This window comes from Actinomadura sp. J1-007 (assembly GCF_009793335.1).
GTDB classification, from domain to species: Bacteria; Actinomycetota; Actinomycetes; order Streptosporangiales; family Streptosporangiaceae; genus Spirillospora; species Spirillospora yumaensis.
Window position 1 is genome coordinate 959,807 of the sequence record NZ_WING01000003.1, and the last position, 12,467, is coordinate 972,273.

Annotated in this window: 6 protein-coding genes; 3 read left to right on the forward strand and 3 right to left on the reverse strand. The window is 75.4% G+C overall.

Features of this window, described 5'->3' with window-relative positions; translation table 11 throughout:
• Window positions 1-18: 18 nt before the first annotated feature.
• The 3 genes from GEV43_RS45770 to GEV43_RS45780 all read left to right on the forward strand — a co-directional run bounded on the left by GEV43_RS45770 (window position 19) and on the right by GEV43_RS45780 (window position 8,662).
• The gene (locus tag GEV43_RS45770) at window positions 19-2,586 is read left to right on the forward strand and encodes a hypothetical protein (protein ID WP_160826816.1); all 2,568 of its coding nucleotides are present in this window, start codon (window positions 19-21) and stop codon (window positions 2,584-2,586) included.
• 119 nt (window positions 2,587-2,705) lie between these two features.
• Window positions 2,706-5,351: a LamG domain-containing protein gene (locus GEV43_RS45775; RefSeq protein WP_160826817.1), complete on the forward strand. Its 2,646-nt coding sequence runs from the start codon at window positions 2,706-2,708 to the stop codon at window positions 5,349-5,351.
• A 26-nt stretch (window positions 5,352-5,377) separates the two neighbouring features.
• Window positions 5,378-8,662 (forward strand): hypothetical protein, encoded by a 3,285-nt coding sequence (locus tag GEV43_RS45780; RefSeq protein ID WP_160826818.1) that lies wholly within the window; start codon window positions 5,378-5,380, stop codon window positions 8,660-8,662.
• A gap of 49 nt (window positions 8,663-8,711) precedes the next feature.
• On the opposite strand, the gene GEV43_RS45785 is transcribed toward GEV43_RS45780, so the two are convergent.
• The 3 genes from GEV43_RS45785 to GEV43_RS45795 form a co-directional block, all read right to left on the reverse strand.
• Window positions 8,712-10,460 (reverse strand): ATP-dependent Clp protease proteolytic subunit, encoded by a 1,749-nt coding sequence (locus GEV43_RS45785; RefSeq protein ID WP_160826819.1) that lies wholly within the window; start codon window positions 10,458-10,460, stop codon window positions 8,712-8,714.
• Between the two features lie 148 nt (window positions 10,461-10,608).
• Window positions 10,609-11,607 carry a DMT family transporter gene (locus tag GEV43_RS45790; RefSeq protein WP_241684536.1) on the reverse strand — a complete coding sequence of 333 codons (999 nt, stop codon included), beginning with the start codon at window positions 11,605-11,607 and terminating at the stop codon, window positions 10,609-10,611.
• Window positions 11,608-11,841: 234 nt separating this feature from the next.
• Window positions 11,842-12,453 carry a glycerol-3-phosphate responsive antiterminator gene (locus tag GEV43_RS45795; protein WP_206681742.1) on the reverse strand — a complete coding sequence of 204 codons (612 nt, stop codon included), beginning with the start codon at window positions 12,451-12,453 and terminating at the stop codon, window positions 11,842-11,844.
• Between the last annotated feature and the right edge of the window lie 14 nt (window positions 12,454-12,467).

Consider the following 12,467-nt stretch of genomic DNA (forward strand, 5'->3'; position numbering starts at 1 on the left):
GCGGACCAGGAGCAGCAGATGGCGAAACTTCCCGAGCTGCCGAAGCTGAGGATCGCCGGCCCGTTCTGGGCGGCCGAGGCCGAGGTGATCCGGCTGGCAGATCCGGCCACCAACTTCGCGTTCCGCACCCTGTACGCGGACACGACGCCGCGCCGGGCGGTCGGCGAGGACGGCGTGCTGCTGCCGGGCTCGCTGCTGGCGCTGGTGTACGTCACCAGCGTCACGATCAGCCCGACCAACGGCGGCGCGCCGCAGTACGTGTGGAAGCGCAGCGGCAACAAGCCCGACGGCAAGCTGCCGCCCCAGGCGATCCGGGCCGCGATCAACGCGGGCACCGCCAGCCTGCTGCTCCTGCAAGCCCCGGCCGACGGCTGGCCCGAGAACATCGCCGGCAAGCTGCCGACGTTCACCTGCCTCGGCGGTGAGATCGTCCTCGACCCGATGACGGCCCAGTCCAGCGCCACGCAGAAGCTCTACACCGCGCTGGGCATCGCGCCGGTGGCGATCGGGCAGCGCACCGGCCCGGCCCGGCTGCTCGGCGCCCTCGCCGTCCACGCCGGCGGCCTCTCGGCCTTCGGCCAGGTCCGCCTGCTGTGGGACGGCGCGCCGGTCGCCGCCGTGTTCCAGCTCGCCCGGACCGTCCCCGACCCCGAGCCGGCGGCGGGGACCGCGGTGCGCGGCTTCCGGATGACGATCGAGGCCGAGCGGCTGACGCAGGCCGAACGGGCGGCGATCATCGCCTCCTGGCGGCGCCTCAATCGCTACCTCAACCCGAACAACCCGTTGAACGGCCTGGTCCAGCCGGTGCCCTCGCCGGAGTGGGCCACCCTGGAGCTCGCCGACCCGCTCGCCGTCCCGCGCCTCTTCTGGGAGATCGCGCCGTGGCAGGAGCAGCCCGGCACGCGCCCGATCAGCTTCGCGGGCGACGACTTCAGCGTGCTCCTCAGCGACCGCCGCCCGTACGACCAGAACGCGCAGCCGGACACGCTCGCGCGGATCACACCGGCCGGTGCGCGCGTGGCCGCCGACGGCACGAGACTGCGGGTGGAGCTGACCGCCGGAGGCCCGCCCGCGGGCTCCACTGGGACGCTCAGCTACCAGGCCGGACGCGACGGCGCCGGCTGGAACGAGCGGGTCACCCTCGCCGCCACGACGCTCGCGTTCGACCCGAACGAGGCCGCGCGGCGGCTCCGCGCCACCTTGCAGGTGCCCGAGCCGTCCTGGACCCGGCCGGCGCCCGGTGATGACGCCCAGCACGTCTCTCCGGCGGTGCTGTGGGGGTTCACGCCGTTGGACGACGGCTGGGCCCAGCTCCCGCTGCCCAACCTGTCCGAACAGGTCTACCTCGACGCGGGCGTGGCCCGGGCGGAGCCCGCCCCCGCGCCCGTCAACCTGCTGCGCGGCGCCGTCAGCTACGGCAACGACGATCCGGCCGTGTTCGGCGAGGTCCCCGGCGAGCAGCCCTGGAGCCTCACCCTCGCCGCGGCGCAGCGGATGACCGGCACCTGGGTGCTCGGCCCGACCGGCGGGGGGTACGAGCTCCAATCGGCCGAACTCGCGCTGGACGCGCCCGAGGTGGCGGTCAACGGCCTGTTCTGGCTGAGCACCGAGGCGCCCTCCGCGGCCGACGCCCTGCCCGGCTTCGACGACTGGATCGGCGGCCTGGCGACCGTACCCCTGCACACCGTCACCGGGCGCGAGCTGTTCGCGCCCCTCGTACGGCTCGCCTTCGAGGCGATCACCTTCGCGTGGCGGACCGCGCCCGCCCCCTCGGCCGGCCTCGGCGCCTGGGCCTTCCAGTACGGCGTCGACCGGGTGCTGCTGCGGGCCCTGGTGGACGGCGGCGTCCTGCCGCCCGACCTCCTCGGCGTCGCGCTGCCCCTGGTCTGGCGCCGCCACCCGGCCCTGCCGATGGTGCAGGCCCTCGCGCTCACGCAGAGCGTCAGCCCGCCCAACGTGCCGATCGCCGGGCGGCAGCTCGTGCCGTTCGAGCTGCCGGTGGTCCGCCAGGACGGCCTGGACCTGCCGGACGGCTGGCGCTTCACGGCGGAGGGCGCCGCGGGCTGGCCGCGCTACGGCGGCGGTTCGTCGCCCGCCCGCGAATGGCTCGGCGCGGGCGAGGCGAAGCTGTACGACCTGCCCCTGGTGGCGCTGTCGCTGCCCGGCCTGGTGCTCGACCCGCGCCCGGACGGCGACCCGCCGCAGAACGATCCCGCGCTCGGCCTGCCCGTCCAGTACCGCTACGACCTGCCGTACACCGACGAGGTCCACGCTCTGGCCCAGCTCCCCCGGATCCCCAAGGACCCTCGCGAGAGCTCGCCGCTGCCCGACACGGCACGGCCCGAGCCGCCGCGCCCGCTGACCCGCGCGGACTACGCCGCCCACTGGCGGCGTCTCGCCGAGCGCGCCGCCCTCGCCGCCGCCGACGGCGTGACCGCGTTCGCCCGGCAGGACGGCCGTACGGTGCTGCGCCACCTGGCCTCGGTCCACGCCTGGCCGGTCAGCGCCACGTTCGCCCTCGACGGCTATCCCGGCGAACTCCGCCTGGACAACGCCGCCCCCGCCCGAGCGCTCCTCTGGCGCTGACGGGCGAGACTGCCCTGCCCGGAATCCAAGGTGACTTCGCCGGCGGGGCGGGCGGCCTGCGCCGCCTGCCCGCGGGCGCGCCCGCGGACTCGGCCCAGTACCGGTTGACGGCCGGGAGCATGGCCGCCGGGCTCGCCGGCGACGCGGGCTACACCGACCAGCGCGGCCTGGTACGCGGCGCGAGCCTGCCCGCGACCAACCTGATCAGGACGCCGCTGAGCCACCCGACCGCGGGTGACGTGCAGCTCACCACCACCCGCCTGCCGCTCACCCTCGGCCACGGGACGGCGAGCTGGCGGCTCTGGTTCCGCGACCTGCCCGCCCAGGGCGCCGCGTTCACCAAAGCCTCCGCCCGCTCCCCCAAGGCCGTCGAACTCGATCTCGACGGCAACGACCCCGAGGCGCGCAGCAGCGACTACGAGCACCGCACCGGGTACGAGTGGCGGCTGCGCCCGCTGGGCGACGACCCCGACGAGCCCGCGCCCGGCCTCGACCTGTTCGGCCTGCGCTTCTTCCCGCTGGTGCTCGACCGCGTGGCGTTCTCCGGCGACGGCGTGGCCGCGGTCGAGGTGATCGGGCGGCTCCAGCTCCCGGTGGCCGGCTCCGACGACGAGCAGACCGATCTGAGCAACTGCGTGCGGCTGACGTTCTCCGGCGGCGGCGCCGAACTGCGCCTCAGCGCCGTCGGCATCGAGGGCGACGCCTTGGAGTGGCCGCTGGCCGTCTCGGCGGGCGAAGCGGGCGACGCGCCGCGCCTGCGGGTCGGCCGCGTCGCGCTGGCGTCCGGCGGCGCCGGGCTGACCGTCGAGCAGGCGCGGCTGTACTTCCACCTGTTCCAGGTGGAGTGGGCGGTCGGCCTGCCGCCGATCGGCTTCCCGAACCCCGCGACGCCGCCGTTCACCCTGCCCGGGGCGAACGGCCCGGACCCGATCGTGCCGCAGCGGGTCGCCCTCGGCCTCGACATGACCGGCGGCGAGCACACCCTGAACCTCACTCTCGCCGTGCGGATCGGCAGGCCGCCGACGGGTCTGGAGGCTCTCTACCGGTTCGACGAGGGCGGCGGCACCACCGTCCACGACTCCTCCGGCACGGGCGAGCCGCTGCACCTGAACGCGGCCTCGGCCCAGGGCATGAGCTGGGGCCCGAACGGCCTGACGCTGACCAAGCCGACGCTCATCCGCTCGGGCGCTCCCGCCGCGAAGCTGAACGCCGCGATGAAGGCCAGCGACGAGATCAGCGTCGAGGCGTGGGTGGAGCCCGTCTCCGGCCTGCTGACGAGCGGGCAGTTCAACCTCGTCACCGTCTCGTCCGACGCCGAGCACAGGAACGTGACCGTCCAGCAGCGCAAGGGGCTGCTCAACTCGTCCTCCGTGGACGCGTGGCTGCGCACCGACGCCACGAACGAGGAGGGCGCCCCCGACCTGGCCACCCCGGCCGGGTCGCTCAGCGCGTCCCTGACCCACCTGGCCTACACCCGTTCCGCCGACGGCCGGACCCGGATCTACATCAACGGGCAGCTCAAGGCCGAGCAGAACGTGGGCGGGAGCCTGGACGCCTGGGACGACCGGTTCGAACTGGCCCTCGGCGACGAGATCACGGGCGGCCGGGCCTGGCTCGGCACCTACCGCATGGTCGCCCTCTACAGCCGCGCGCTCACCGCCGAGGAGGTGTCCGCGCGCTTCGGCGCGGGTCCGGCGACGCCGCCCCCCACGGCCAGAGGCCAGGCCGTCACCGCCTCGCTGACCTTCGACCTGATGGCGCGGGGGAAGGACCGTTTCACGCTCGACGCCGCGAACCTCTTCGGCGATCTCACGCTCGCGGTCACGCTGCCCGACGGTTCGCCCGCGGCCCTGGCCGACGACACGACGCTGCAATTCGGCTGGAACGGCTACAGCGCCCCGCAGCCCGAAGGGCTCCAGTTCCTGCCGGGCATGCGCCTGGCCGACGCCCGGACGCCCGGCCTCGGCGAACGCGCCGCCCCCGGCTTCGCGACGATCACGTTCCGCGCCACCGCCCGGCCCGACGACCTGCCGAAGCTGCCCCTGACCGGCGCGTTCGTGGAGGCTCTGCTCGTCGCCCACTGGGGCCGTTCGCTGCACGACGCCGGGCCCGGCCAGAGCGTCGACGCCGCGGAGCTGTACGGCTCCTCGGCGGGCGACGTCGTGGTGGGCTACACCTCGCGTCTGGAGGGCTCGGACTGGCAGGAGAAGTTCCTGCTCAACGGGATGCTGACCGCGACCGACCTGGTCTCCTGGCCGCAGCAGCTCAGCTACGACGCGGCCAACGCGCGCATCACCCTGCCCGCGGCCCGCACCGCCGGGTCCCCGCCCCTGACCCATACGCGCCACACGATCAGGGTGCTGCTGAACCAGCACGAGCTGCCCGCGTCCACGCTGACCGGCGCGGACGGCCCGCTGCTGTTCACGTTCGCCCAGGGGCGGAGCTGGCAGACCCTGGCCCTGGTCGAGCACCAGCTCGTCCAGGTGTCGCCGGCGGCCGACGGGAGCGGCGGGACGCTGGGCCAGGAGACGCGGTGGACGGCCGTACAGGAGGTGCGCCTGCTCGCGCCCCAGCGCGCCGCGCGGTTCCTGCGCGCGATGGCCGCCCTCAAGACCACCGACCCCGTCGAGGGCGTCAGCCCGCTCGGCAGCGTGAGCGGCGGCTACCTGGGCGCCGGGCTGTCGGCGCTGCTCGCCGACTCGGGGCTGCGCTCGACGCACTGCCCAAGGACACGCTGCTCATCGAGGCGAGCGCCCATCATCTGATCAGGCTCGTTCCCGCCGCGGAGAGCGTGGCGACCACGCTCCAGTTCCTCCCGACCGGCAGTCAGGGCGCCGTGCTCAGCAGCCCGGCGGACTACGCGCCCAGCGACCCGACCGACCCGCGCTGGCTGCTGCTGACGATGCCGTTCCTCGGACGGCTCCAGGACACGGCGCGCGACCTGGCTCAGCCGGCCGCCGGGCAGCCCAGCCCGCTGCAAATCGACCCGCTGCTGCTCGTCGCCCGCCTCCGCGCCTCGGCCCCCACCGCCGCGCTGCCCGGCCTGGCTCTCGCCCTCTGCGGCTGGGCCGACAGCGCGCCGCTGACCGTCACCCTCGCCGGCCTGGACACCGCTGTCGGCCGCAGCTTCGCTCGGCTCGACCCGTTGGCCTTGGAGGAGAGCTGGTTCCGCGCGCAGAACCCGTCGCCCGAGCCGCAGGACGAGCTACTGCAAAGCGTCATCGCGGCCCTTCCTGAGACGCCGGCCCGGCTCAGCCGCCCGGTCGCGCTGCGCCAGGCGTTCGACCCGCGTCGCCCCTTCTACCCGCCACGGCCGGACGACCGGCCGGCACTGGCAGAACCATCGCCGTACGCCGATCCCGTGTGGCGCGAGGACGGGCTGCTGCTGACGCAGTCCGTGAGCAGTCTGGCGCCGACCAGCAAGCCGCCGTACGGCTGGATGCTGGCCGCGGCGCTCATCACGAGCAGCGGCCTGCTCGGCGGGCCTCCCGCCGGTGGCCAAGGACCGCGCCGCTATCCCGCGGCCACCCTCATTCCCGCGCCGCTGGCGCTCGACGGGACGAGCAACCCGCGCCCGCTGAACATCGTCGTCAGCCCGTACCTGGGGCTCCAGTGGCGGCCTGCTCCGCCGGTGCCGCAGACCGGCCCTTCGCCGCTGCGGCCCCGCCTGCTGCTGGCCGAACTGCTCTGCCTCGCGCCCAGCACCATGCGGCTGCACCCCGTCGCGAGCCGCATGTGGAGCGTGCAGCCCGACAATCCCGAGCTGGCCGACGAATCGCACCTGCGCGCCCAGGCCCAGAGCTGGGCCGTCCAGTCCCAGCGCCTCCTGGCGCCGGAGTCGCCGATCGCGGTGCTGCGCTACCGGATCATCAGCGACAACACCCGCCCGGACGACCTGGAAGAGGCGGCCCTGACCACGGGCTACGCCTTCGCCCTGGTCCGAGTGGAGTCCGCGTCGCCACTGGCGAGGCGGCTGTTCCGCATCCGCCCGGAACTCTCCGGCCTGCGCTACCGCGAAGGCCAGTGCGGTATCGCGGCGATCCCCGCGGACGCCCACGACTTCGAGCTCGCGCCGCCGCAGACGGTCGGCGTACAGCCGCTCCACCTCACCCAGCGCCCGGTGCGCGGAGACCTGCCGGCGTGGCCCTGGGGTCTCAGCGCGCTGCGCGTCAGCGTGCACTACACCAAGGGGCAGCAGGGCGTCGTCGGCGCGGCCACTCCCGGCGCGGCGGGCCAGACGCTCTGGTGGCAGACGGTCCAGCGGACGGTGCAGTTCCGCTCGGCGCTGCACACCGACCGCCCGGCGGGCGGCCTGCCGCGGCGCTTCCGCGCACCGGCCGTGAGCAGCTTGCTGCCCGCGCCGCCCGACCCGCCGCTGCCCGCGCTGACCGCGCCTTTGTTCGACCAGCCCGCCCTTCCCGAGCCGGACGGTCCGCGGGCGGGGGTCCCCGAGGGGCTGGCCCGCTGGCAGCCCGTCCTGCCCGGCGGGTTCCGCTACCTGGTGAGCGGCGCACGGGCCGGGGTGTTCGTGACGCTGCGCAACCAGGTCCTGCGCCAGAGCGGCGTGCTCCTGACCGGGGAGCACCCGCGCCCGCGCGGCCTCGCCATGCTCTCCGGCGGGCTGCCGGTGGAGCACCGCGCGCCGCGTCCCGTACCGCTGCCGGCGAACGCCGACGGCCGGCAGGGGGTCGCGCTGCGCACCTGGGCGAGCCACTTCGCCCCCGACGAGGCGGCACTGGTCACGCCGTCCCCGGCCGACGAGGCGTTCCGCGCCGGGTTCGAGGACCCGCCGGAGAACCCGACCTACCGGCAGACCGCCCAGCGCCTGCGGATGCAGCTCGCCGCCGTCGAGCGCCACACGCTGGACGTGGGCTGGGACGGCGTCCTGACCTTCGTCTACCGGGTGGACGGGAGCATCACGCTGCTCGGCGGGCAGGAACCGGAGACGCCGGAGACCGGCATCCTCGACTGGGTCCTCGCCCTGGAGCTGGTGGACGGCGGGCGGGTCACGGCGCTCGCCGACATCACCGCTCCGACGCTGGCGCTGACACCGGCCCTGCGGGCCCAGCTCGGCGCGGTCGGCGTGCCCCTGCCGGGGCCGGAGGTCGACACCGTCGACACGGCGAAGCTCGCGATCCGCCAGTTCGGACTGCCCGGCGACCCGAAGACCCGCGCCGACCGGGCCCGCGAGCTGATCGCGGGCATGCCGCCCGGCGCGGCGGTCCACGCGCGGGTCAAGGCGCGGTTCGCCCCTCACCTGCCGGGCGCGGAGCCGTACCACGACGGGTACGCCCAGGTGCTGCGCTTCCCGCTCCGCGTGGCCGACCCGAACGCGCCGTACCTGCCGCTCGTCCCGCGCTACGTCCATTTCGAGGACCCCGAGTACAACCGGCGGCTCGCCTCGCCTTCCGCGCACGCCAGCGTCCCGGCGCAGTTCCCCCAGCAGCAGGCGGGCGGTACGAGCCCGCAGCGCGTCATCACGCTCTCCGCCGAGCGGCGGGAGTGCAACCCGGACGGCACGCTCGCCCTGCGCTTCGACTGGGACGCGCCGCCGCCGGGCAGCCCGAAGGTCACGCTGACGCTCCAGAGGATCGACCTGGACCAGACCCCGCGCGACCTGGCGGACCCGAACGCCGCAGGCGGGCCGCGACGGCTCGACCCGGGGAAGCTGTACGAGCTCTCGCTAGCCGCGATCCAGAAGCTGAACGGTCCGTTCACTCCTGGCGAGCGGCTGCGGCTCGTTCTGCACGTCGACTCGGGCCCGGTGAAGCCGGTCGTGGTGCGGCTCGACATCACCATCGTCGAGGCTCCGGTGATCCCCGCGACGGACGCGGCGTACGCGCTGCTGCGCAGGCAGGCGGCCGGCGACCGCACGCACGTCGAGTGCCCGCGCTTCGCGTGGGGCCCGGAGGCGCAGCGTGTCGAGCTGGTGAACCCGGCGGACCTGCGCACGGAGGTGGTGCGGCGGCGCGCGGTGTTCCAGTTCACCGACTCGACCCGTCCCGGCCGAGCAGAGGACTACACCGTCCAGAAGGTCAGTCCGACGGGCTCGACGCATATCCCGCTGGACGGCTGATGCCCGTCTCCGATACGGCGGTGCCGGTTTGCGGCGGTGCCGGGCGGAGTCACGGGGTCGGGGTCCAGGGCGGACGGAGCTGTTCGGCGGTGGAGCGCAGGATCGCCACGACGCGCCGGGTCGCCATCTCGAAAGCGGCGGGGAAGCTCCCGGTCGCCGCGCCGACCGGGGCGAGCGAGACCGCGAGGTCGTCCAGGTCGCGGGCGATCTCGCGCCGCCGGTGCGCCTCGCCGGGCGTGAGGCCGACGCGGGCGCGCAAGCGTTCCTCCAGGTCGGCGACCACGTCCTCGTTCACGATCCACTGCCGGTGGGCCTGGGCGTAGGCGTCCGGGTCCGGGGCCCCGGCCGACCGCTGGAGCCGTACGGCCAGCTCGGCGCACTCGGCGGCGGGCACGCCGACCAGCCTGTGGCGCAGCACGCGCGCGAACCGCCTCGTCTGCGCGCGGACCGTGGGCAGCTCGACGGGAGCGGGTCCGGGACGCGCGCGGTCAACGCGCAGGCCGGGCGGGAGGGACGGCGTGACGGGCCTGGGCGGGACGGGCGGGCCGTCCTGGCCCGGGGTCGGCTCGCCGCGCATCAGGACGGTGCGCCGCGCCGCCCTCAGGCCCGCCTCGTAACCGAAACGGCGGTCGCCGTCGCCCAGCAGGGGAAGCTCGTCGATCCTGCCCGCCACCTCGTGCAGGACCTCGCGCAGGGAGAGCCGTTCGGACGGCCGGGCCGGGCGTTCGTCGGCCTCGGCGACCGTCTCCAGCCATGACCGCAACTGCGCGGCGGCCTCGGCGGCGTCGGTGGCGCCCGTGTGGGCGGCGTCGACCTCGCGCCATTCCGGTACGGCCTCCAGGAGCACTTCTGCCAGGTCCGTGGCCAGCCGCCGCCTGTCCTCGGCGAAGTAGACGCCGAGGATGTAGCGGGGGAACACGACGGACTCCACCGCGGCGCCGAGCGTGCGGACGCGGCCCTTGTGGTCGGGCGCCGCCGAACGAGCCGGGGCGGCGACGTCCTCGGGCGGGACGGCGGGCGAGGCGGCGGGCGGGGGCGTCAGCGCGGCGGTCGGCGGGGGCGTGGGCGGTGCCGTCGGCGGGGAGGTGTCCGCGGGCCCGTTCGCGGCCGGAAACGGGGACGACCCGTTCGCGCGGGTCGTGTCGGGTGCGAAGGCGGCGAGGGCCGGGGGGACGGTGAGGATCCGGTCCACCAGGCCGTGCGCGAGGGCCTCCCCCGCGGTGAACCACCGTCCCTCCCGGGCGTCCATCGCGACCTGCCCGAACGGGAGGCCGGTATCCTCCGCGATCATCCGCAGGACGCGGTCGTCCCACGCCGCGTCGGCGCTTCCGGCGGCGCTTCCGGCCGCGAACGGGTCGGACGGGGACGGGTCGGGCGCGAACGGGTCGGACGGGGACGGGTCGGGCGCGAACGGGTCGGGCGCGAACGGGTCGGACGGGGACGGGGACGCTCCTGCGGGAAGTGTCAGCCGGATCCTGGCGTGCGACAGGGCGCAGCGCCTGCCGGGCGTTCCGGCCGAGAACACCAGTTGCGCCGCCCCGGCCGCGACGCCGATGACCACGGTGGTGACGTCCGCCTGGAGGTACTTGATCGTGTCGCGTACCGCCAGGCCCGCGGTGAGCCGGCCGCCCGGCGAGTCGATGTAGAGGAACATGCCGGCTGCCGGGTCGACCGCCGCGAGCAGGAGCAGGTCCGCGCAGACCCGGTTGGCCACGGCGCCGTCGAGGTCGCCGTTGATCAGCAGCACGCGGGCCTGGAAGAGCTTCGCGCGGACGGAGTCGTCCTGGGCGTCCGCCATGCCGTGCCCTCCCGATGCCGCGCTCCCGCGCCGAACGCGTCCGGCGCGCCGCCTCTCGCTGCGTCGTCGGGATGGTAGTGCGGCGGGCGCGGGAGGGGTCCCGGGGTGACGGCGACGGGTCGGCGTCCGCGCGGGTGCCTCCGCTGGGTCAGGTCCGGGGGCGTACGCGGCGGGTGGCGAGGAGCGTGCCGGTGCCGCCGAGGACGAGCCCGACGATGGCGAGGGGCTTCAGCGCCTGGCCGACCACCAGCCAGGCCATCACCGCGGTGACCGACGGCGTCAGGAAGAAGGCCGTGCTGACCCGGTTGGCGGGCATGCGCCGCAGCATCGCGTTGAGCAGGACGAACGCGGCGATGGAGTTGATCAGGACCATCCAGGCGACGGACCCGCCGAAGGCCGTCCAGTCCGACACCCGCGGCTCGCCCGCCACCAGGCACAGCGGGCCGAGGGCGAGGGCGCTGACGAGCAGTTGCGCGGCGGTGCCGGTGCGGACGTCCATGTCCGGGACGAACCGCTTCTGGTAGAGCGTGCCGAAGCTGAGGCCGAACAGCCCGAGCAGGCACAGGACGGCGCCCGCGGCCGACAGGCTCACGCGGTCAGCGACCGCGAGCACCGCGCCGGTCGCGCCGATGGCGAAGCCGAGGCCCTGGCGGAGGCTGAGCCGTTCGCCGAGGAAGCGGCCGGCGACCGCGATCACGACGGGGCTGAGCCCCTGGACGAGGGAGATGACCGCGGCCGGGTAGCCCTTGCCGAGCAGGGTGTAGAAGCTGCCGAACTGCACCGCCTGGATCAGCAGGCCGCAGACCGCGACGTGCGCCAGGGCCCGTCCGCGCGGCCACGGAGCCCGCTTGACCAGGGCGTACGCGGCGAGGAGCACCCCGGCCAGTCCGAAGCGCGCGAACATCAGCAGCAGCGGGGAGGCGGCGTGGACGCCCGGCACGCCCGCGACGAACGCGCTGCTCCACAGGACGATGAACGCGGCCGGAGCGAGCGCCGCCGGACGCGCGCCGCGCCTGGGGGCGTCCGCCGCGTCCGGCGCTGGACGGCCCGTTCCGCCGGTCCGCGAAGCGTGGCGAGACGGACCGGGCGGCGGGACGGTGACGGGTTCGGGTTGCGGTGCGGGCATGCCTGACCGCGGCGAGGTCATGGTGTGGGTTCCTTCGATGGGAGCGGGCCCGCCGGCGGACGGCTCGCCGTCGGCGGACGGCTGGGGGCCCGCGGCGGCCGGCCCGCCCGAAGGCCCCGCCCCACGGGAACGGCACGCCTGTGAACGGCGCGTTCCGTGCAGGGCGTGGCCGGGGGCGGGCCGCCGCGCGGGCGGGGTGCCGCGCGGGCGGGGTGCCGCGCGGGCGGGGTGCCGCGCGGGCGGGGTCCCGGCGGGTCAGGAGGCGTGCAGGGCCGAGCGGCGCAGGTTCCAGAGCCCCTCGTCGGAGGTGCAGACCCCGGCGGCGCCGTGCCGCAGCGCCTCCCGCACGTCGTCGCCGTCCCGGACGAACCCGGCGGCCAGGTACGGCACCCCGAGGTCCCGCGCCTCCTGCTCCATGTAGCGGAGCATGATCGCGGGCATGAGCTGGACCAGGTCGGGCCGGGACCGGGAGATCGACTGGAAGCTGCGCTGGAGGTTGGACCGGTCGGTCACGAAGACCTTCTGCATGGTCAGCAGCCCCTGCCCCGCCGCGCGGTCGATGATCGCCGCGCGGGTGGAGCAGACCCCGACGGCCCCGATGCCCTTGAGGTAGGTCAGGGCGCCGGGATCGTGGCCGAGCCCGGGGGTGGAGTCCAGGTTGACGAAGACGATCTTGCGCGCCGCACGGGTCCGCTCGACCGTGGCCTCCAGCTCCCCGAGGGGGACCGAGGCCAGGATGCCGAGCGGGGCCGGGCTGGCGGTGAACCGGTGGACCGTTCCGGCGCCGACCAGTGACGCCATGACGGGGTGCTCTGCCAGGGCGGACAGCAGGCGCGGATCCACCGGGCGCTTCGGACGAGGGTTCACCGGTTCACCTTAGC

Bases quoted from the DNA above. Each gene is read 5' to 3' on its own strand.
- GEV43_RS45770 (WP_160826816.1), top strand. From the start codon at position 19: ATGGCGAAACTTCCCGAGCTGCCGAAGCTGAGGATCGCCGGCCCGTTC.
- GEV43_RS45785 (WP_160826819.1), bottom strand. From the start codon at position 10,460: ATGGCGGACGCCCAGGACGACTCCGTCCGCGCGAAGCTCTTCCAGGCC.
- GEV43_RS45790 (WP_241684536.1), bottom strand. From the start codon at position 11,607: ATGACCTCGCCGCGGTCAGGCATGCCCGCACCGCAACCCGAACCCGTC.
- GEV43_RS45775 (WP_160826817.1), top strand. From the start codon at position 2,706: ATGGCCGCCGGGCTCGCCGGCGACGCGGGCTACACCGACCAGCGCGGC.